Origin of the sequence: Variovorax paradoxus B4, assembly GCF_000463015.1 — a bacterium.
In the GTDB taxonomy this organism is placed as follows: domain Bacteria; phylum Pseudomonadota; class Gammaproteobacteria; order Burkholderiales; family Burkholderiaceae_C; genus Variovorax; species Variovorax paradoxus_E.
The window spans coordinates 2265420-2285782 of record NC_022247.1; the positions used below are offsets into that span (position 1 = coordinate 2265420).

Sequence of the window (20363 nt, forward strand, 5' to 3'; positions counted from 1 at the left end):
TTGCCGGTGAGCGCTATGCTTGGGGAATGATGAAGCTGTACAACTACTTCCGATCCTCTGCGTCGTTCCGCGTGCGCATTGCGCTCAACCTGAAGGGCCTGGAGTTCGAATACATCCCGGTGCATATTGCCCGCGGCGAGCATCGCACGGGGCCGTATTCGGCCATTTCGGCCGACATGCTGGTGCCGCTGCTCGAGGACGAGGGCGAGCGTCTTTCGCAGTCGATGGCCATCATCGAATACCTGGACGAAACCTGCCCCGAGCCGGCGCTGCTGCCGCACGATCCGGTGGGCCGCGCCCACGTGCGCGCGCTGGCGCAATCCATTGCCTGCGAGATCCACCCGCTGAACAACCTGCGCGTGCTCAAGTACCTGGTGAAGGAACTCAAGCTCGACGACGAGGCCAAGAACGCCTGGTACCGCCACTGGGTGCGCGACGGCATGCTGGCCTTCGAGCGCCAGCTCGCCCAGCATCCGGGCGGCAGGTTCTGCTACGGCGACACACCCACCATGGCCGACTGCTGCCTGGTGCCGCAGATCTTCAACGGCCGCCGCTTCGACTGCGACTTCAGCGGGCTGCCGCGCACCATGGCCGCTTTCGAGGCCTGCATGGAACTCGATGCCTTCCAGCGCGCCCAGCCCTCCCAGGCGCCCGACGCGGAAGCCTGATCGAGCCCGCCACCATGGACGCACACTGGCTCGTTCCAGAGTGGCCGGCGCCGCCGAACGTGCGGGCCGTGTGCACCACGCGGGAGGGCGGTGTTTCGCAGGGCCGCTACGAAAGCCTCAACCTGGGCGACCATGTGGGCGACCTGGCCGCGGACGTCGCCGAGAACCGCCGCCGCCTGGCGCAGGCGATCGGCGCGCGCCCCATTTTCCTGCAGCAGGTGCACGGCACCGGCCTCGTGGCGCTCGATGCCGAACCGGGCATCGTGGGCCACGGCACGCCGGCCGATGCCTGCACCGCCACGGCCGTCGGCATGGCCTGCACGATCATGGTCGCCGACTGCCTGCCCGTGCTCTTCACCGACGAATCGGGCCAGCGGGTGGCGGCTGCGCACGCCGGCTGGCGCGGCCTTGCCGGCGGCGTGCTGGAAGCGGCGGCCCGGTGCTTCGCGGCCGAGCCGAAGGCCGGGCCTGGGCACGGTGCCAGCAAGGTCATGGCCTGGCTCGGCCCCTGCATCGGTCCCAGGGCCTTCGAGGTCGGGCCCGAGGTCAAGGCTGCGTTCGAGGCGCATGCGAGCGAAGCCGCGCACTGCTTCCAGCCCGCGCCGGCACCCGGCAAGTGGCTGGCCGACCTGCCCGCGCTCGCGCGCCAGCGCCTCCGCGCGGCCGGCGTGGAGTCGGTGCATGGCAACGACGGCAGCGACGGCTGGTGCACCGTCGCCAACCCGTCACGGTTCTTTTCGCACCGGCGGGACGGCGTCAGCGGGCGTTTCGCCGCGCTGGTCTGGAAGGTCTGAAGCCGTGCCTGCCGCCGTGGCCGCCTCGCTTGCGGCGCGGCGCGCTTCTTCCTGCGCCTGGGCCTCGCGCTGCCTGGTCGCGCGGCGCCGTCCCGGGGTGCCCATCAGGTAAACCACCAGTGCGACAGGCGCCAATCCGTACAGAAGAAATGTGAAGATGGCACCCAATACGGTGCCGGTGGTGTTGGTGGCTTCGGCCACGGCCATCATCAGGGCGACGTAGAGCCAGCCAATCACGATCAGGTGGATGAACACAAGAAGTTTCAGTCGGTAAGTGAGCGGGGAGCGTTGTGGGCGCCTTGCGAAATGCAGGATACTCAAAATGCGCAAGCCATCCGTACGATTCAGGTGAGGACCAGGAGACATGATGAAGCAACAAGCCACGGGGGCCGATGCGTTCGCGCCCTTCCAGCAGGCTCTTTCAGAGGGATGGGCCAAGGCGCTGGAATCGCTCCAGCAATCCGCCGTGCAGGGGGCTTCGGCCTTCAACGGGGGCGGCACGCCGCTGTGGCAATTGCCGCCGGCGGCGAAGATGCCCGACCTGCCGAAGGTATCCATCGCGCCCGAGAAGCTGCAATCCATCCAGCAGCAGTACATGGCCGAAGCCACCGAGCTCTGGCGCCGCGGCCTGGACGCCAGGCCCGAAGGCGACAAGCGCTTTGCGGGCGAAGCCTGGGGCAGCAATCCGCTCGCGGCCTTCTCCGCGGCCGTCTACCTGCTCAACGGCCGCACCCTGCTCGGCATGGCCGAGGCCATCGATGCCGACGAAAAGACCAAGGCGCGCATGCGCTTTGCGGTCGAGCAATGGATGGCGGCCTCGTCGCCCAGCAATTCGCTCGCCTTCAACGCCGAAGCGCAGAAGAAAGCCATCGACACGCAGGGCGAGAGCATTGCCAAGGGCATCCAGAACCTGCTGCACGACGTCAGGCAGGGCCACCTCAGCATGACCGACGAGAGCGCCTTCGAAGTGGGGCGCAACGTCGCCACCACGGAGGGCGCCGTGGTGTTCGAGAACGAGTTTTTCCAGTTGCTCGAATACAAGCCGCTCACGGCCAAGGTCTACGAACGGCCGTTCCTGCTGGTGCCGCCGTGCATCAACAAGTTCTACATCCTCGACCTGCAGCCCGAGAACTCGCTGATCCGCTATGCGAACGAGCAGGGCCACCGCGTGTTCGTGGTGAGCTGGCGCAACCCCGACGAGTCGCTGGCCAACGCCACCTGGGACGACTACATCGAGAACGCCGCCATCAAGGCGATCCACCTGGTGCAGGAGATCAGCGGGAGCAAGCAGATCAACGCGCTGGGCTTCTGCGTGGGCGGCACCATCCTGAGCACCGCGCTGGCCGTGCTCGCGGCGCGCGGCGAAAAGCCGGCCGCCTCGGTCACGCTGCTCACCACCTTTCTCGACTTCAGCGACACCGGCATCCTCGACATCTTCGTGGACGAGGCGATGGTCGCGTACCGCGAAATGCAGCTGGGCAAGGGCGGCCTGCTGCCCGGCATGGACCTGGCATCGACCTTCAGCTTCCTGCGCCCCAACGACCTGGTGTGGAACTACGTGGTCGGCAACTACCTGAAGGGCGAAACCCCGCCGCCCTTCGACCTGCTCTACTGGAACAGTGACGCCACCAACCTGCCGGGCCCGTTCTATACCTGGTACCTGCGCAACACGTACCACGAGAACAAGCTCGCAAAGCCCAATGCGCTCACGGTGTGCGGCGAGAAGATCGACCTCGGCAGGATCGACATCCCGGCCTACATCTACGGCTCGCGCGAAGACCACATCGTGCCCATCGGCGGCGCGTACGCGTCCACGCAGCTGCTGCCGGGCAGGAAGCGCTTCGTCATGGGGGCCTCCGGCCACATCGCGGGCGTGATCAATCCGCCGGCCAAGAAAAAGCGCAGCCACTGGATCCGCGAAGACGGCAAGTTCCCGAAGACCCAGGCCGAATGGCTGGCCGGCGCGGCCGAGCACCCCGGCAGCTGGTGGACCGACTGGGCACAATGGCTCAAGGGCCATGCGGGCAAGCAGATCCCCGCGCCCAAGACCTACGGCAACGGCAAGGCCTACAAGGCCATCGAACCGGCGCCCGGACGCTACGTCAAGGCAAGAGCCTGACCCTTCACAACCACGACTTCAAATCACTTCATCATTTCAACGGAGAACCTCATGGAAGACATCGTCATCGTTTCGGCTGCACGCACGGCGGTCGGCAAGTTCGGCGGCTCGCTCGCCGGTATCCCTGCCACCGAACTGGGCGCCCTCGTGATCAAGGAAGTGATTGCGCGCGCGAATCTCACGGCCGAGCAGGTCGGCGAGGCGATCATGGGCCAGGTGCTGGCGGCAGGTGCCGGCCAGAACCCCGCGCGCCAGGCGTGGCTCAAGAGCGGCGGCACCAAGGAAACGCCGGCACTCACCATCAACGCCGTCTGCGGCTCGGGCCTGAAGGCCGTGATGCTCGCGGCACAGGCCGTGGCCACGGGCGACAGCGAGATCGTCATTGCCGGCGGGCAGGAGAACATGAGCATGGCGCCGCACGTGCTGCCCAACTCGCGCAACGGCCAGCGCATGGGCGACTGGAAGCTGGTCGACACCATGATCGTCGACGGCCTGTGGGACGTCTACAACCAGTACCACATGGGCATCACGGCCGAGAACGTGGCCAAGAAGTTCGGCATCGACCGCGCCGCGCAGGACGAGCTCGCGCTCGGCAGCCAGACCAAGGCGGCGGCCGCACAGGATGCCGGCAAGTTCAAGGACGAGATCGTCGGCGTGAGCATTCCGCAGAAGAAGGGCGACCCCATCGTCTTCAACCAGGACGAGTTCATCAACCGCAAGACCAGCGCCGACGTGCTGGCCGGCCTGCGCCCCGCCTTCGACAAGGCGGGCGGCGTGACCGCGGGCAATGCCTCGGGCCTGAACGATGGCGCTGCCGCCGTGATGGTGATGACGGCCAAGAAGGCCGCCGCGCTCGGCCTCAAGCCGCTGGGGCGCATCGCCAGCTACGCCACTGCCGGCCTCGACCCGGCCATCATGGGCATGGGCCCGGTGCCCGCGTCGACCAAGGCGCTGCAGCGCGCCGGCTGGAAGGCTGCCGACCTCGACCTGCTCGAGATCAACGAAGCCTTTGCGGCGCAGGCCTGCGCCGTGAACAAGGAAATGGGCTGGGACGTGAACAAGGTCAACGTGAACGGCGGCGCCATTGCCATCGGCCACCCGATCGGCGCGTCGGGCTGCCGCATCCTGGTGACGCTGCTGCACGAAATGCAGCGCCAGAACGCGAAGAAGGGCATTGCCTCGCTGTGCATCGGCGGCGGCATGGGCGTGGCGCTGACCATCGAGCGATAGGCTTCACGCGCCCGGGTTGCGCACCTCTCTTTCTGGGGGGCGCGGCCGTTCAGGGCGCGCTCCCGCCGACGGGGTACGCGGCGAAGCGAATGTCCCCCGGCCTGCGGCCTCTCCCTTGATTTCGCTGCGCAAGGCACCCCATCGACGGGAACGTTGGACGGAGCAGTTGTTGATCGGCGATACACCACGCACCCTGAACGACAGCGCTCGGACATCGGAGCACAACAGCTCGCTGCCGGACCCGGCGGGCGCATGCCACCTTGTTCACCGCTCAAAATTTGAGCAAACTGATTATTCCCCTTGTAAAACAACGACTTAAATCGCCTTTACAAGGAAGAACATCAGTTATCCCCAAAGTTGTCCACGGAAATTGGGGATGGCATCGACTTCTTCACAATTCGCCTGCAAGTCCTTGTTTTTGGACGCTCAATCGATGGCAGCCTGCTGCCCGGCGTAGTGCAGGCACAGCGTCTCGACCAGCGCCTGCGCGTAGATGGGCAGCGCAGCCCGGTCGCGTACCAGCAGGTAGCGCTCCCGCACGCACCACGCATCGCTGAGATCGATCAGCGCGAGCTGCATGCTTTCCTGGTTGCGCCGCGCGGCCGATTCCGGCACCACGCCGATGCCCACGCCGCTGCCGATCATCCGGCACATGGCGTCGAAGCTGCCGAGCTGGATGCGCAGCTTCTGCCGCTTGCCGAGGTTGTCGGTGATCTGCGCGAGAAAGGTCTGCAGGGTGCTGCCTTGCTGCATGCCGATCGCGTCTTCGTCCAGCGTTTCCGCGAATGAAATCCTGCGGCGCTTCGCAAAGCGGTGCTTGCGCGAGGTGACGAGCACCAGCCGGTCGGTGCTGAAGTGGATGGCTTCCAGGCCCAGCGTGTCGACCCGGCCCGCGACGATGCCGATGTCGGCGCGGCCGTCGAGCACGCCGCGCGGGATCTGAGCATTCGGTTTTTCCTGAAGGTCGACGTTGATGCGCGGGTTGCGCGCGAGGAAGCCCGGCAATATTTCGGGCAGGAAATCGGTCACCGCCGTGGTGTTGGCGAACACGCGCAGATGGCCGCGCAGCCCGCCGCCGTATTCGAGCAGGTCGGCACGCAACTGCTCGGTCTGGTGCAGCACCAGGCGCGCGTGGTGCAGGAAGGCTTCTCCCGGCGGTAGCAGGCGAACGCCGCGTGCCTCCCGCTGCAGCAGCTGCAGTCCGGCCTGGGTTTCGAGCGCCTTGATGCGCGCACTGGCCGCCGCAAGCGACAGATGCTGCCGCTCGGCCGCCCGCGTGAGATTGCCGAGCTCGGCCGTGGCAACGAAGAGGCGCAGGTCGGTCAGGTCGAAAAGCATCGCGTCATCGTACACAAGCCTTCGGAATTTCAGAAGGCTGGGTTCCGAAATCGCAGATTGCGCGCACTGCCATGGCGGAACACCATGCGGCCATGGAGACAAAGACAATGAAATTCCGCGCACTGGCGCTTCTTTCCCTCGCCGCGGCAGCGCTCGGCACCGCAGTTCCGGCTGCCGCGCAGCCGTATCCCTCGCGCCCCGTCACGCTCGTCGTGCCGCAGGCCGCGGGCGGCACCAACGACATCGTGGGCCGCCTCGTGGGCCAGAAGATCGGGGAGGTGATGAATGCCAGCGTCGTGGTCGACAACCGGCCGGGTGCGGGCGGCAACATCGGCACGCAACTCGTCGCCAAGGGCCCGAAAGACGGCTACACGCTGCTCATGACCATCAGCAGCAGCCAGGCCATCAATCCGGCGCTCTACAAGAATCCGGGCTTCGATCCGGTGAAGGACTTCAAGCCCGTGGGCCTGATCGGCGCGGTGCCCAACGTGCTGCTGGTCCATCCCTCGTTTCCCGCCAAGGACTTCAACGAATTCCTGAAGCTCGCGCGGCAGAAGGGTGCCAACTACCAGTACGCCTCGGCCGGCAACGGCACGCTGAACCACCTGCTCGGCGAAATGCTCAACAGCATGGCGGGCATCTCGCTGCAGCACGTGCCGTACAAGGGCGTGGCGCCTGCGCTCAACGACGTGCTCGGCGGACAACTTCCGATCGTGTTCGCGAGCCTGCCTTCGGCGCTCTCGCACATCAAGGCCGGCAAGCTGCGCGCGCTGGCCGTGAGCGGCGAGAAGCGCTCGCCGGTGCTGCCGGACGTACCCGCCATCGCCGAGGTCGTGCCGGGCTACAACGGCACGCTCTGGATCGGCCTGTTCGCGCCAGCGGGTGTGTCGGCCGACGTGCTGGCCACGCTGCAGGATGCGACGCGCAAGGCGCTGGCCGCGAAGGACCTGCGCGACAAGCTCGACCAGCAGGGCGTCGAGATCGCGCCGCCCACCACGCCCGATCAATTCTCGAGACTGCTGCAGGACGACCTTGCCAAATGGGCACGCATCGTCAAGGCATCCGGCGCTGCAGTGGACTGAAAGAACCAATGAGCAATCCCCCTCAGGAAAAATCTTTCGGCGCGATCGACGGCGACACGCTCGCGAAGCTCCAGGCCTGGCAAGGCCGCAGCGAAACGCTGGCCGACGGCATCACCGCCGCTCCGGTGCGCGCGCTCTCCGCCACGCTCGACCGCGACGACGCGCTGCCCATTGCCGGCACGCGTCTGCCCGAACTCTGGCACTGGCTCTACTTCCTGCCGCACCATCGCCAGTCCGAGATCGGCGAGGACGGCCATGCGAGGCGCGGCGGCTTCCTGCCGCCGGTGCCGCTGCCGCGCCGCATGTGGGCCGGCGGCCGGCTGGCGTGGGAGCAGGGCAACCCGCTGCAGGTCGGCGACAAGGTCGAGCGCACCTCGACCATCGCCTCGGTCACCCACAAGGTCGGCCGCACGGGCGAGCTGATGTTCGTGCTCGTGCGCCATGAAGTGCGCAACGAGCGCGACCTCGCGCTGACCGAGGAGCACGACATCGTCTACCGCGCCGCGGCCGCGCCCGGCGAGAAGGCGCCGCCGCCCACGCCGGCGCCGAAGGACGCCGCCTTCAGCCGCGAGATCGCGCCCGACGACGTGCTGCTGTTCCGCTATTCGGCGCTCACCTTCAACGGCCACCGCATCCACTACGACCGCCGCTACGTGACGCAGGTCGAGGGCTATCCGGGCCTGATCGTGCACGGCCCGCTGATCGCGACGCTGCTCGTGGACCTGCTGCGCCGCAACGTGCCGGGCGCGCAGCTCGCGCGCTTCGAATTCCGCGCCGTGCGGCCGACCTTCGACATCGCGCCGTTCCGCGTGCACGGCAAGCCGGCCGACGGCAGTGCGGACGGAAAAACCTTCAGCCTCTGGGGCGAAGACGCCGATGGCTGGCTCACGATGCAGGCCACGGCCGTGCTCGCATGAACAGGGAGGACAAGCCCATGACAAGACCTCTCGACGGCATCACCGTGGTTTCCCTCGAACACGCGATTGCCGCGCCGTTCTGCACCCGGCAGCTGGCCGACCTTGGCGCCCGCGTCATCAAGGTGGAACGCCCCGGCGCCGGTGACTTCGCGCGCGCCTACGACGCGCGCGTGGGCGGCGAGGCCTCGCACTTCGTGTGGGTGAACCGCTCCAAGGAAAGCCTCACGCTCGACCTCAAGCAACCCGCCGCGCTCGCGGTGCTGCAGGAGCTGGTGGCCGATGCCGACGTGCTGGTGCAGAACCTCGCGCCGGGCGCCGCCGCACGCATGGGCCTGGGCGCCGAGGCGCTGCAGGCATTGCATCCGCGGCTCATCGTCTGCGACATCTCGGGCTATGGCGACGACGGCCCGTACCGCGACAAGAAGGCCTACGACCTGCTGATCCAGAGCGAGGCAGGTTTCCTGTCGGTCACGGGCACGCCGGACGATCCGTGCAAGTCGGGCAATTCCATCGCCGACATCGCGGCGGGCATGTACGCCTACACCGGCATCCTCGCGGCGCTGCTCCAGCGTGGCAAGACCGGCAAGGGCTCGCACATCGACGTGTCGATGCTCGAGTCGCTCGCCGAGTGGATGGGCTACCCGATGTACTACGCCTACGACGGCGCGCCGCCGCCGCCGCGCAGTGCCGCCTCGCACGCCACCATCTATCCCTACGGGCCGTTTCCCGCGGGCGACGGCGGCACGGTCATGCTGGGCCTGCAGAACGAGCGCGAATGGCGCGTGTTCTGCGAGAAGGTGCTGCTGCAGGCAGCGCTCGCCACCGACGCGCGCTTCGACAGCAACGCGCGGCGCAACGAGAACCGCGACGCACTGCGCGCGATCATCGTGGAGACCTTCGCCGCGCTCGGCACCGCGCAGGTGGTCGAGCGCCTCGATGCGGCGCAGATCGCCAACGCACGCATGAACGACATGGCCGGGCTGTGGGCGCATCCGCAGCTGCAGGCGCGCGAGCGCTGGCGGCAGGTGGGCTCGCCGGCGGGCGACATTCCGGCCCTGCTGCCGGCCGGCCGCCAGAGCGCCTTCGACTACCGCATGGATGCGATACCGGCCGTGGGCCAGCACACCGACGCCATCCTGCGCAGCCTCGGCCGCGGCGAGGCGGACATCGCGGCGCTGCGCGAGGCGGGGGCGGTGTGAGCGCGCAGCTCGCCCTGGCGCGCGCCTTTCTCTTCGTGCCGGCCGACCGGCCCGAGCGCCATGCGCGCGCGCTGGCCACCGGCGCGGGCGCAGTGATCGTCGACCTGGAGGACGCGGTGGCGCCCGAGCGCAAGGCGCCGGCGCGCGAAGGCCTTGCCGCCTCGTTCGCCGCGCTGCCCGGCACCGACCGGCAGCGCCTGCTGGTGCGCATCAATGCCGCAGGCACGCCCTGGCACGAGGACGACCGCGCGGCCGTGGCCGGGCTGGTCTCGCAAGGCCTGGCCGCGGGCGTGGTGCTGCCCAAGGCAGAGCGGGCCGGCGACCTGCGATGGGTGGCCGAAGCCATCGGCCCTCGCGGCGTGCTCGTGCCGCTCGTCGAATCGGCGGCCGGCCTCGCAGCGATCGATGGACTCGCGGCGGCTGCGCAGGTGCTTCGGCTGGCCTTCGGCAATCTCGATTTCCAGGCCGACGTCGGCCTGGCCTGCGATGCGGACGAGGCCGAACTGGTGCCGGTGCGCCTCGCGCTGCTGCTGGCGTCGCGCCGCGCCGGCCTGCCTGCGCCCATCGACGGCGTGACGGCCGACTGGCGCGACGCGCAACGCCTGGCCGCCGACACGGCACGCGCACGCCGCGGCGGCTTCGGCGCCAAGCTCTGCATCCATCCCGACCAGGTCGCGCCGGTGCAGGCCGCGCTCGGTCCGAGCGACGGCGAGCTCGCATGGGCGCGCCGCGTGATCGAGGCCGTGCGGTCCGCCCGCGGCGGCGTGGTCAGCCTCGACGGACGCATGGTCGACGCGCCGGTCGTTCGCCTGGCCGAACGCCTGGTGGCGCTCGATGCAGAACAAGACAGGCATCCAACAACCCAGGAGACAAGCAAGTGAATCTGAAGAAGAACTGGAAAGCACGCAGCCTGCTGGCCGCATCGCTGGGCGCATGCCTGCTGGCCGCGCAAACGCCGGCCGCGGCGCAGGCGCCCTGGCCCGAGAAACCCATCACCATGGTCGTGCCGTATTCGGCCGGCGGCCCCACCGACGTGGTCGCGCGCATGCTCGCGATCCCCATGGGCAAGTCGCTCGGGCAGACCGTGATCGTCGAGAACACCGTGGGCGCCGGCGGCACGATCGCGCCCGCGCGCGTGGCCAAGGCGGCGCCCAACGGCTACACCATCCTGATCCACCACATGGGCATGGCCACCGCGCCCGCGCTCTACAAGAAGCTCAACTACGACCCGCTGAAGGATTTCGAATACGTGGGCCAGGTGATGGACGTGCCCATGACCCTGCTCTCGCGCAAGGACTTTCCGGCCAGCAACTTCCAGGAGTTGCTGGCGTACGTGAAGACGAACAAGGACAAGGTGACGCTCGCCAACGCCGGCATCGGCGCGGTGTCCCAGCTGTGCGGCATGCTCTTCGCGCACCAGATCGGGGTGCAGCTCACCACCGTGCCCTACAAGGGCGCCGGCCCGGCGCTCAACGACCTGATGGGCGGGCAGGTCGACCTCCTGTGCGACCAGACCACGCAGACCGCGCCGGTCATCAAGGACGGCAACCGCGTCAAGGTGTTCGGCGTGACCACGCCGAAGCGGCTGTCCAGCATGCCGAACATTCCCACGCTCGACGAGCAGAGCCTGAAGGGTTTCGACGTGAAGGTGTGGCACGGCATCTACGCACCCAAGGGCACGCCGCCGGCCGTGATGGAAAAGCTCAACACGGCCCTGCGCGCCGCGCTGCAGGACGACATGGTCAAGCACCGCTTCGCCGAACTGAGCACCGAGGCCGTGCCGATGGACAAGGTGACGCCCGAAGCGCTGCGCACCCACCTGGCGGCCGAGACCGAGAAATGGGGGAAGGTGATCCGGGCGGCAGGGGTGCAGGCGGATTAGTACGGGTGGGCGATCCTCGATCCGCCTGAGCTCCTTGGTCTGCGGCGGACCGAACGCGGCTGACCGGACACGCCGACCGCCGACCGATGCTCAGGCGCCGGCTGGCGGCCTTTTCGGCTTCATGCGCGTGACCTTGTACACAGCGCCTTCCTTGTCGTACGTCGTCCATTCGCCGGTCTGTTCGCCGTTCTCTAAATGGCCGGAGCGCATCCGGGTTCCGTCGCTGCGGAACCATTCCCAATAGCCCGTCAGGACACCCTCGGGCGTCTTCTGCCCGCGCGCCCAGACGCTGCCGTCCTTGTGGTATTGCACATGAGGTTGGGTGGTCGGTTTCTTCATCGGCACCTCGTTGTTCAGCCAGGTGTTCCCGGATGGGCCAGCAGCGTCTCGTGGAACAGCAGAAGCAGCTGCCGCGCGAATACGTCCATGTTCGACACGCGGTCCGCATCGGCGGTTTCGATCGTCCTGCTTGCCGCGGCCTCTCCGGCGATGGCCACGCACACATGCCCCGGCGCGTCGCCATACGGGCTGCCGGAAGGGCCGGCCGCGCCGCTCTCGGCAATTCCCCAGGTGGCGCGGTGGCTGCCGCGGATCCTGCCTGCAATGAAGCTGGCATAGGGTTCGGTTTCTGCGCGCATGCCGGCCATGTCTTCGGCCGTCAGCCCCAGCAGCGCTTTTCCGGCCCGGCGCGAATAGACGACCGCACCGCCGAGGAAAAAGGCCGATGCGCCCGGGATGGCGAGCAGCGCGGCCGACACGAGGGCGCCGGCCGAGGATTCGGCCACGGCCACGGTCTGGCGCCGCTTGCGGAGGATGGCGCCGACACGGTCGGCGAGGACGGAAAGCGGCTCGAGGCCGGCCGTGTCAGACATGGGGGCGCCGCCTGGTGATTTTGAAATTCATACTTTCGAACTCCTTGGAAGCAGAAGGGGCGAGCAAGACGGGGAAGGACTGATGCAATATGGTTGCACATGCGGCCGCGCCGTGACAGCTGGTTGCAAGCTCGGCTCAGTGTTTTCCTCAGAGTTCGACGGCTTGAAACTCGCTAGAGTGAAGGCGGCCGTTCAGGCTTTTCGCACACATCAAGGAAAAATTCATGAGCAAGAAAGTTGCATATGTCACCGGGGGCATGGGTGGCATCGGAACAGCCATTTGCCAGCGCCTTCACAAGGACGGTTTCACTGTCGTCGCAGGCTGCGGCCCCACGCGCGACCATGCCAAATGGCTGGCCGAGCAGAAGGCCCTGGGCTTCGAGTTCCACGCCTCGGTCGGCAACGTCGGCGACTGGCAATCCACCGTCGAGGCCTTTTCTGCCGCCAAAGCAGCGCATGGCCCCATCGACGTGCTGGTCAACAACGCCGGCATCACGCGGGACCGCATGTTCCTGAAAATGACGCCCGAGGACTGGAGCGCGGTCATCGAGACCAACCTCAACAGCATGTTCAACGTGACCAAGCAGGTGGTGGGCGACATGGTCGAGAAGGGCTGGGGCCGCATCATCAACATCAGCTCGGTCAATGGCGCCAAGGGCCAGGCGGGGCAGACCAACTACTCGGCGGCCAAGGCCGGCATGCACGGCTTCACGATGGCGCTGGCGCAGGAACTGGCGAACAAGGGCGTCACGGTCAACACCGTGAGCCCGGGCTACATCGGCACCGACATGGTCAAGGCCATCCGCCAGGAAGTGCTCGACAAGATCGTGGCCACCATCCCGGTCAAGCGCCTGGGCGAGCCGAGCGAAATTGCCTCCATCATCTCGTGGCTTGCCACGGACGAGGGCGGCTACAGCACGGGCGCCGACTTCTCGGTCAACGGCGGCCTGCACATGCACTGATCGCGCTGACGGAAAGCTGATCGAAAAGACCCGCCTCGGCGGGTTTTTTCATTTGTGCGCATCGGCAAGATGGCCGATCGATGATGCCCGTGTGAAACCAGAGTGGCGCATCGTTCCTGCAAAATGGAGCAATGCCCCACAGCGTTTCCCTGATCAACACGATTGCCGCCGGCCTGGGGCTGGCACTCGTGCTCGGTTTCCTGGCGCTGCGGCTGCGGCTGCCGGCCTTGGTGGGTTACCTGCTCGCGGGCGTGATCATCGGACCCTTCACGCCGGGCTTCGTGGCCGATGCGGGCATTGCAGCGCAGCTGGCCGAGATCGGCGTGATGCTGCTGATGTTCGGCGTGGGCCTGCATTTTTCGCTCGACGACCTGCTGGCGGTGCGCAAGATCGCGCTGCCGGGCGCGCTGGCGCAGATCGCGGTGGCCACGCTGCTGGGCGGTGCGCTGGCGCTCTGGTGGGGCTGGTCATGGGGCGAGGCGCTGGTCTTCGGGCTGGCGCTGTCGGTGGCGAGCACGGTCGTGCTGCTGCGCGCGCTCGAGAGCCTGGGCATTCTCGATTCGTTCACCGGGCGCATCGCGGTCGGCTGGCTGGTGGTCGAGGACCTGGCCATGGTGCTGGTCCTGGTGCTGATGCCGCCGCTCGCGGGGGCGCTGGGCGGCCACGCGGGCGATTCGGCCAACGCCGATCCGCTGTGGCAGACGCTCGGCGTCACGCTGCTGCAGGTGGGCGGGTTCGTGGCGCTGATGCTGGTGGTGGGGCGGCGCGCGTTTCCTTGGATTCTCTGGCAGGTCACGCGCACCGGCTCGCGCGAGCTGTTCACGCTGTGCGTGATCGCGGCCGCGGTCAGCATCGCCTTTGCGTCGGCGGCGCTGTTCGGCGTGTCGTTCGCGCTGGGCGCTTTCTTCGCGGGCATGGTGATGCGCGAATCCGAATTCAGCCACCGCGCGGCGCAGGAGTCGCTGCCGCTGCGGGATGCCTTCGCGGTGCTGTTCTTCGTGTCGGTGGGCATGCTCTTCGATCCCTCGGTGCTCATCGAGCGGCCGCTGCAGGTGCTGGCGGTGGTGGGCGTGATCGTGCTGGGCAAGTCGCTGGCCGCCTGCGCGCTGGTGCTGGCGTTCCGCTATCCGCTGGGCACGGCGCTCACCGTGAGCGCGAGCCTCGCGCAGATCGGGGAGTTCTCGTTCATTCTTGCGGGGCTCGGCGTCTCGCTCGGCCTGCTGCCGGTGGAAGGCCAGAGCCTGATCCTGGCCGGTGCGCTGATTTCCATCGCCACCAATCCGCTCTGGTTCAGCCTGGTCGCTCCCATCGAGAAATGGCTGCACGGCCGTGTCCCGGTGGCGCGCGGCCTCGAGTCGCACGACCATCCGCTGGCCGAACTGCCGACGACCACCGAAGCCCGGTACCTGTCCAGGCAGGTGGTGCTGGTGGGCTACGGGCGCGTCGGGCGCCGCATCGCGTCGGAGCTCGAGGCGCACGACATTCCCTTCGTGGTGGCGGAGCAGAACCGCGAACTGGTGGAGAAGCTGCGCGAAGCCGGCGTTGCGGCCGTCTGGGGCGACGCGGCCGATCCGGCCGTGCTGATCCAGGCGCACATCGCGCGTGCCCGCGTGCTGGTGGTGGCCATACCGGACGCCATGAACGTGCGCCAGATGATGGAAACCGCCCGCACGCTCAATCCGGCCATCGAAACCGTGATCCGCAGCCACAACGAAGAGGAGGCCGGACTGCTGACGCGCGAAATGGCCGCCACGGTCTTCCTGGGCGAACAGGAACTCGCGCAGGCCATGGCGCGCGACGTGGTGCGGCGCGCAGCGGCGGCCGCCTGAGCCGTCCTCGGCGGGAGAGAAATCTCAGAGGTCTTCGATGACCAGCGTGCGATAGCGCTGCGCGATCGAATAGGGCACGGTGCGCACCACCTCCATCAAGTGGTTGGCTGCGTCTTCGTTCTTCGTCCTGACCAGCAGGCCCGTGTGGCCTTCGCGCGCCAGCTTGGTGTAGGCGCGCACGGTGGCCGCGTCGGTTCCGGCCGAAGGCAGCGGCTCGTCGGCTTCCCTCACGGTGGGGGTGATCTCCTCCAGGATCGTTGCCGCGGGAAGCAGGTAGATCTCGTCGCCGCTCACGCCGTTTTCGATCAGTTTGTGACCGATGCGGTTGGCGTCTTCCGCGCTTGGAAACATCACCATCGAATAGCCTGTGGGATAGAAGGCGCCGCCGATGCTCGAGCGCATGCGGGGCTCCAGAACGAAATTCTTCATGATGCTGCCTCCTGATGATGCAGTTCTTTGTCCACGACACTAGGCCTGCTGCCGACGCAGCGCTGTAGGCCTGCTCCCCGTATTCCCGCAGGTTTGGCGCGGCAGTCTCGGCGCCAGCCGGCCGGCCTCTTGTACACTTCCATCTGCATGTCGTGCCATCTCTTCCCCGCCACCGTCTGCGTAGCCTCCCTGGCCCGCATGATGCCGCCTGCCTTCGCGTGGGCGGAGGGGTCATTGGTTGCACGAATGATTACCACCATTACCAACGCGGCCACCTGAGCACGCGCAGGTGGCCGTTTCGGCAGCCACCTGGTGTATCGCTCTTCTTCTCCGAATGAATGAAACCCAGCTCTGGCAGCTGGGTTTCTTGTTTTTCATCCGGAGAATTCCATGTACCGCGATCCAGTCCAGTCCCTCGAACCCCTGCCCAGCCGCCCCGCGGCCATTCGCGCGCTGCGCGTGGGCATGATCGGCATCGGCACCGTCGGCTCCGGCACATTCCGGGTGCTGGCGCGCAACCAGGCCGAGATCGCGGGGCGGGCGGGCCGCCCCATCGAGCTGGTGATGGTGGCCGCGCGCAACCTGGTGCGCGCCGCCGCCATCGTGGGTGCGGATGTTCCCTTGACGGACGAACCGCTGCGCGTGGCCACCCACCCCGACGTCGACGTGGTGGTCGAAGTGGCCGGCGGCACCGGACCGGCGCGCGAATGGGTGCTGGCCGCCATCGCGCACGGCAAGCATGTGGTCACGGCCAACAAGGCCCTGCTCGCGGTGCATGGCGCCGAGATCTTTGCCGCGGCCCGGCGGCATGGGGTGGCCGTGGCCTACGAAGGCGCGGTGGCGGTGAGCATTCCCATCGTCAAGGCGCTGCGCGAAGGCCTTGCGGCCAACCGCATCGAATGGGTGGCGGGCATCATCAACGGCACCACCAACTTCATCCTGAGCAAGATGCGCGATGAAGGCCTGGACTTCGCGGCCGCGCTCGCGCAGGCCCAGGCGCTCGGCTATGCGGAAGCCGATCCGGCCTTCGACATCGAGGGCATCGACGCCGCGCACAAGCTCACGCTGCTGGCCGCCAATGCCTTCGGCACCTCCGTGCGGCTTGCCGATGTGCAGGTGGAAGGCATCACGGCCTTGCAGCGGGTGGACGTGGCCTGCGCCGAGCAGCTGGGCTACCGCATCAAGCTGCTGGGCGTGGCGCGGCGCCGGGAAGAGGGCGTGGAGCTGCGCGTGCAGCCCGCGCTGGTGCCTGCGTCGCACCTGATGGCGCATGTGAACGGGTCGATGAATGCCGTCATGGTCAAGGGCGATGCGTCCGGCGTGACGATGTACTACGGCGCAGGCGCCGGCTCCGAACAGACCGCATCGGCGGTGATTGCCGACCTGGTCGACGTGGCGCGGCTCGACGGCACCCACGCCGCGCAGCGCGTGCCGCACCTCGGCTTCCATCTGCACGCCATGAGCGAACTCCCGGTGCTGCCCCGCGCCGCCGCGTGCTGCGCGCACTACCTGCGCATACCCGTGCATGCCGCGAGTCACGTCGAGGCGGTGTCGGGCTGGCTGGCCGGGCAGCAGGTGCCGGTGCAGCAGGTGGCGCTGGCGGCTGCGCAGCCCGGCATGGGCGCGCAGGTGCTGGTGCTGACGCAGCCGGTGCGGCAGGGCGCGATGGACCTGGCGCTGCATGCGCTGCAGGCGCATCCCTCGGTCGCAGGCAAAGTGGCGGCGCTGTGCGTGGAGGCGCTGGCCTGAGACAGAATGCGGCACGGCGTGCGTTGGCGCGGCCGATGAAACGGGAGTTGCTGCAATGGATTTCGCCTGGCATGGTGGTCTTCGAGGACACGGCGGGGGCCGCGTATGAAACTGTGGCCCTGGATCGTCGTGCTGGCGCTGGCCTCACCTGCATTCGCACAACCCGCGGAGACGGGGGCGGGCGCATCTACCGCTTCTTCATCCTGCGAAGCGGAGGAGGCCGCACTGGAGCGCGACATGGACCTGGCCCGCTCCAGGGGCCAGATGCTGCGACGCCGGCAGCTCGCCGAGAAACTGGACGCGCTGCGGGCGCGCTGCCTGTCGTCCGAATCGCCGCAAAGCCGTGCGGCACGCATCGACAAGCTGGAGCGCGACATTCGCGCGCTGCGGGCGGAGCTCGAGCATGCCGAGGCGCAGCTGCGCGAGCTGAAGAACGAACGGCCCTGAGGGGCCGCCGCCGTCAGAGCCTGGGCAGCTGCATGCGCAGGCGCCGCGCCGCTTCCTCTTCGCGCGCGTCGTCCACCTCGCGCAGCACGTTGCCCAGGTCGACGGGGCCGGTGTCGCGCGCATGCGTGCCGGTCAGCACCGATTCGACGCGCAGCAGGCCGCGTTCGTACAGGTGCCAGATCTCGTCGCCGTAGTGCGTGCCCAGCAGCTCCGGCGCGAACTGGCCGAAGAAGTTGCGCAGGTTCTCCACGTCGCGCAGCAGCATGCGCTTTGCGTGGTTGTTGCCCGCCGCATCCACCGCTTGCGGCAGGTCTATCACCACCGGGCCGTCGGCTGCCAGCAGCACGTTGAACTCCGACAGGTCGCCGTGCACCACGCCCGCGCACAGCATGCGCACCACTTCCTTCAGCAGGCTGGCGTGGTGCTGCATGGCCTCCTCGCGCGTGAACGCCACGTCGTTCAGGCGCGGCGCCGCATCGCCGTTGGCGTCGGTCACCAGCTCCATCAGCAGCACGCCTTCCAGGAAGTTGTAGGGCACGGGCACCCGCACGCCGGCCGCCGCCAGGCGGTAGAGCGCATCGACCTCGGCGCTTTGCCAGATGGCCTCGGTCACCTGGCGGCCGAAGCGCGTGCCCTTGGCCATGGCCCGCGTCTCGCGCGAGTTGCGCACGCGGCGGTTCTCGGTGTAGTCGACGGCCTGGCGGAAGCTGCGCTTGTCGGCTTCCTTGTAGACCTTGGCGCAGCGCGTCTCCTCGCCGCAGCGCACCACGTAGACCATGGCTTCCTTGCCGCTCATCAGCTGGCGGACCACCGTGTCGATCAGGCCTTCGTCGACCAGCGACTGCAGTCGTGGTGGTGCTTTCATTGGTACCGCTCCATCGGGTCCAGCGGGCGGGTCGAGAGGAAGGCCCTCAGGCTTTCCGGGCCGATCTGGTAGACCGCATCATGCCTGTGCGGCGCAAAGCCCAGCCGGTGGTTGATGGAGAGCATCGGTGCGTTGACCTCGGCGTTGCTGGTGATGACGGTGGCCACCTCGGGGTGGCGCTCGCGCACCAGCGCCAGCATGGCGGCCTTCACGCCCTTGGCCAGGCCCTTGCCGCGCCAGCGCGGCGCCACGGCGGTCAGCTGCTGGTACATGCGATCGGGAAAGCGCTGGTCCCAGCTGGCGTCGCACATGGCGGCCACCTCGTCGCCGTCGAGCAGAAGCACCAGGAAGTGCTCGCCGCCGCGTTGCGACATGTCGGCATACCAGGTGCGGTAGTTCTCGAGCTCGTAGCGCATCCGCGGCATGTCCAGGGCGTTGGTGGGCGCGTCGTTGATGAGCACGGAGAAGGGCGCGATCAGGCTGGCCAGGCGGTCGAAGGGCACGCGGCCGGCGTGGATTTCCGCACGCAAGCCCCCGCCGGAGGCGAATGCCCGCGCTTGCCAGCGGGCGAGTTCGTCCCACGGCAGCGTGTCGAAGGCCGCCCGGTTCTCGACGGCGCGGTGCTTTTCGATCGCGCCGATGGCCGAGACAAACGCATGCCCTTCGGGCAAATGGGCCTTGATGCTGGCCGTGGTCTTGCCGCGTTCCTCCATGACGCCGAGCAGCGCGCGCAGCAGTGCGCTGGCCACGCCGCGCCGCCGGTGCGGACGCAGCACGCCGCCCCAGGCGTCGAGATAAGGCGCAAAGGCGGCATGGTCCGGCGAGCCTTCGCGGCGAAAGCTCAGCGTGAGGCTGCCGATGAATTCGCCATCGCAGCTCGCGAGGACCCGATGGAAGGCCTGCAGCGGCAGGTGCTCCCGCAGCGCGCGCTCGGTGTCGGCGTTGGGGGTGCGGCGCTCGCCGGGGTGGTCTTCCTCGGTGCGAAGCTGCCAATAGCGATGGAACTTCTCCCAGCTTTCGGCGGACGCCTCATGGGGATCGAAAACGGAAATCGAGAACGGCCGCGAATGCGCGGCACGGGTTTCAAGCATGGCGAGCCTTGAGGATTCTGAAAACGAGCAGATCGCGGCCGGCACCTGCATGCCGACGGCGGCGTTTGAATCTCGGGCGGTTTGTCTTTTGCGGCCAGGAAGCGCCGCAAGGGTCGAGTTGGCTGTGTCAGCAACTCTTCGAAGAACCGACAAACCGTCCGGAAGCGGGGCAATGAATAGCTGTGTCTTCCATCGCATACCTCCGATCCGGGTTGTTTTGTCGAGGCGTCGAATGTAGCGGCCTTGCCGCGCCCTGTGAAGTGCCGTGTGGCATGTGCGCCGCTGCACAAGCCGGTCGCTAGCAGCTTTCGCGCATCGCTTCAAAGGGTGGCCGGCTGTTTCCACGTCGCGATTGCCGGGATTCCCTTTTCCGGGGGTCTGTACCTGGATGCCGTCGCAGAATGGATTTCACGGACCAGCCCAAAAAGCAAAAACGGTTCGAAGCCTCCCTCCATCCATCCATTCATTGAATCGAAGGACATCCGAATGACCGTCTCCAGCTCCAAGCACCTCTGCGCCATCGCGGTGGCCCTCGCGGCCGTCACCGGCGCCGCCCATGCCGAAACCTATGAAGGCGTCCATCCGCCCACCTCCGCCGAGAGCCGCGCCGATGTGGCCGCCGGGGCCGTGGTGGCCGCGCACACGGGCGACCCCTATGCCACGGGCGCGGATGCAGGCCCGATCTATCCGCCGGTTGCCATGAACAGCCGCGATGCCGTGCGTGCCGAAGCGGTGGCCGCCGCGCGCGCGCCCGACCCGTACGCCGAAGGTGCCTCGTCGGGCGCCGCGCCGATCGTCGCCGGTGCGGTGGATCGCGCGACGGTGCGGGCCGAAGCCCATGCTGCCGCACGCGGCAACGCGCTGCCGCTGTAGTTGCAAGCAACCCGTCC

21 protein-coding genes are annotated in these 20363 nt (G+C 67.8%); 14 read left to right on the forward strand and 7 right to left on the reverse strand.

Annotated features, from left to right (window positions below; all coding sequences use genetic code 11):
- Positions 1–29 precede the first annotated feature (29 nt).
- Positions 30–668 (forward strand): maleylacetoacetate isomerase, encoded by a 639-nt coding sequence (maiA, locus tag VAPA_RS10540; protein ID WP_021006755.1) that lies wholly within the window; start codon positions 30–32, stop codon positions 666–668.
- A gap of 14 nt (positions 669–682) precedes the next feature.
- Positions 683–1462, forward strand: a complete 780-nt coding sequence (gene pgeF / locus VAPA_RS10545; protein ID WP_021006756.1) for a peptidoglycan editing factor PgeF — start codon at positions 683–685, stop codon at positions 1460–1462.
- On the opposite strand, the gene VAPA_RS10550 is transcribed toward pgeF, so the two are convergent.
- The gene (locus VAPA_RS10550) at positions 1394–1717 is read right to left on the reverse strand and encodes a hypothetical protein (protein WP_021006757.1); all 324 of its coding nucleotides are present in this window, start codon (positions 1715–1717) and stop codon (positions 1394–1396) included. The two genes, pgeF and VAPA_RS10550, sit on opposite strands and share 69 nt — an antisense overlap.
- Before the next feature lie 112 nt (positions 1718–1829).
- Between VAPA_RS10550 and phaC the strand changes: the two genes are divergently transcribed.
- Together phaC and VAPA_RS10560 are read left to right on the forward strand one after the other, a co-directional pair.
- Positions 1830–3581: a class I poly(R)-hydroxyalkanoic acid synthase gene (gene phaC / locus VAPA_RS10555; RefSeq protein WP_021006758.1), complete on the forward strand. Its 1752-nt coding sequence runs from the start codon at positions 1830–1832 to the stop codon at positions 3579–3581.
- A gap of 51 nt (positions 3582–3632) precedes the next feature.
- On the forward strand, positions 3633–4811 hold the full coding sequence (locus VAPA_RS10560; protein WP_021006759.1) for an acetyl-CoA C-acetyltransferase: 1179 nt from the start codon (positions 3633–3635) through the stop codon (positions 4809–4811).
- A 426-nt stretch (positions 4812–5237) separates the two neighbouring features.
- Here VAPA_RS10560 and VAPA_RS10565 read toward each other — a convergent pair whose 3' ends face one another.
- A complete protein-coding gene (locus VAPA_RS10565; RefSeq protein WP_021006760.1) occupies positions 5238–6149 on the reverse strand; it encodes a LysR family transcriptional regulator in 912 nt (303 codons plus the stop codon).
- A 107-nt stretch (positions 6150–6256) separates the two neighbouring features.
- Here VAPA_RS10565 and VAPA_RS10570 point away from each other — a divergent pair, with 107 nt between their 5' ends.
- Genes VAPA_RS10570 through VAPA_RS10590 form a run of 5 tightly spaced genes read left to right on the forward strand, consistent with a single transcriptional unit; the run spans position 6257 to position 11229 of the window.
- A complete protein-coding gene (locus VAPA_RS10570; RefSeq protein WP_021006761.1) occupies positions 6257–7231 on the forward strand; it encodes a tripartite tricarboxylate transporter substrate binding protein in 975 nt (324 codons plus the stop codon).
- A gap of 8 nt (positions 7232–7239) precedes the next feature.
- The gene (locus tag VAPA_RS10575) at positions 7240–8148 is read left to right on the forward strand and encodes an HTD2 family dehydratase (protein ID WP_021006762.1); all 909 of its coding nucleotides are present in this window, start codon (positions 7240–7242) and stop codon (positions 8146–8148) included.
- Between the two features lie 17 nt (positions 8149–8165).
- Positions 8166–9347, forward strand: a complete 1182-nt coding sequence (locus tag VAPA_RS10580) for a CaiB/BaiF CoA transferase family protein (protein ID WP_021006763.1) — start codon at positions 8166–8168, stop codon at positions 9345–9347.
- Positions 9344–10228, forward strand: a complete 885-nt coding sequence (locus VAPA_RS10585) for an HpcH/HpaI aldolase/citrate lyase family protein (protein ID WP_021006764.1) — start codon at positions 9344–9346, stop codon at positions 10226–10228. Before VAPA_RS10580 ends, VAPA_RS10585 begins: the two co-directional genes overlap by 4 nt.
- Positions 10225–11229: a tripartite tricarboxylate transporter substrate binding protein BugD gene (locus tag VAPA_RS10590; RefSeq protein ID WP_021006765.1), complete on the forward strand. Its 1005-nt coding sequence runs from the start codon at positions 10225–10227 to the stop codon at positions 11227–11229. Before VAPA_RS10585 ends, VAPA_RS10590 begins: the two co-directional genes overlap by 4 nt.
- Positions 11230–11319: 90 nt before the next feature.
- Here VAPA_RS10590 and VAPA_RS10595 read toward each other — a convergent pair whose 3' ends face one another.
- Positions 11320–11568 (reverse strand): toxin-antitoxin system YwqK family antitoxin, encoded by a 249-nt coding sequence (locus tag VAPA_RS10595; protein ID WP_021006766.1) that lies wholly within the window; start codon positions 11566–11568, stop codon positions 11320–11322.
- A 14-nt stretch (positions 11569–11582) separates the two neighbouring features.
- A complete protein-coding gene (locus tag VAPA_RS10600) occupies positions 11583–12101 on the reverse strand; it encodes a CinA family protein (RefSeq protein WP_021006767.1) in 519 nt (172 codons plus the stop codon).
- Positions 12102–12325: 224 nt separating this feature from the next.
- Here VAPA_RS10600 and phbB point away from each other — a divergent pair, with 224 nt between their 5' ends.
- Positions 12326–13063 carry an acetoacetyl-CoA reductase gene (phbB, locus tag VAPA_RS10605; RefSeq protein WP_021006768.1) on the forward strand — a complete coding sequence of 246 codons (738 nt, stop codon included), beginning with the start codon at positions 12326–12328 and terminating at the stop codon, positions 13061–13063.
- A 131-nt stretch (positions 13064–13194) separates the two neighbouring features.
- Complete coding sequence (locus tag VAPA_RS10610) at positions 13195–14892, forward strand: cation:proton antiporter domain-containing protein (RefSeq protein ID WP_021006769.1); 1698 nt, start codon at positions 13195–13197, stop codon at positions 14890–14892.
- 24 nt (positions 14893–14916) lie between these two features.
- Here VAPA_RS10610 and VAPA_RS10615 read toward each other — a convergent pair whose 3' ends face one another.
- On the reverse strand, positions 14917–15321 hold the full coding sequence (locus tag VAPA_RS10615) for a hypothetical protein (RefSeq protein ID WP_041946075.1): 405 nt from the start codon (positions 15319–15321) through the stop codon (positions 14917–14919).
- 390 nt (positions 15322–15711) lie between these two features.
- On the opposite strand from VAPA_RS10615, the gene VAPA_RS10620 reads away from it, so the two are divergent.
- On the forward strand, positions 15712–17070 hold the full coding sequence (locus VAPA_RS10620; RefSeq protein ID WP_021006772.1) for a homoserine dehydrogenase: 1359 nt from the start codon (positions 15712–15714) through the stop codon (positions 17068–17070).
- Between the two features lie 105 nt (positions 17071–17175).
- The gene (locus VAPA_RS10625) at positions 17176–17517 is read left to right on the forward strand and encodes a DUF1090 family protein (protein WP_021006773.1); all 342 of its coding nucleotides are present in this window, start codon (positions 17176–17178) and stop codon (positions 17515–17517) included.
- 13 nt (positions 17518–17530) lie between these two features.
- On the opposite strand, the gene VAPA_RS10630 is transcribed toward VAPA_RS10625, so the two are convergent.
- Both VAPA_RS10630 and VAPA_RS10635 read right to left on the reverse strand, forming a co-directional pair.
- Positions 17531–18382, reverse strand: coding sequence for a PA4780 family RIO1-like protein kinase (locus tag VAPA_RS10630; RefSeq protein ID WP_021006774.1), 852 nt, complete (start codon positions 18380–18382; stop codon positions 17531–17533).
- Positions 18379–19473, reverse strand: a complete 1095-nt coding sequence (locus VAPA_RS10635) for a GNAT family N-acetyltransferase (protein ID WP_021006775.1) — start codon at positions 19471–19473, stop codon at positions 18379–18381. Before VAPA_RS10635 ends, VAPA_RS10630 begins: the two co-directional genes overlap by 4 nt.
- A gap of 486 nt (positions 19474–19959) precedes the next feature.
- Here VAPA_RS10635 and VAPA_RS10640 point away from each other — a divergent pair, with 486 nt between their 5' ends.
- A complete protein-coding gene (locus VAPA_RS10640) occupies positions 19960–20346 on the forward strand; it encodes a hypothetical protein (protein WP_021006776.1) in 387 nt (128 codons plus the stop codon).
- The last annotated feature ends 17 nt before the right edge of the window (positions 20347–20363 follow it).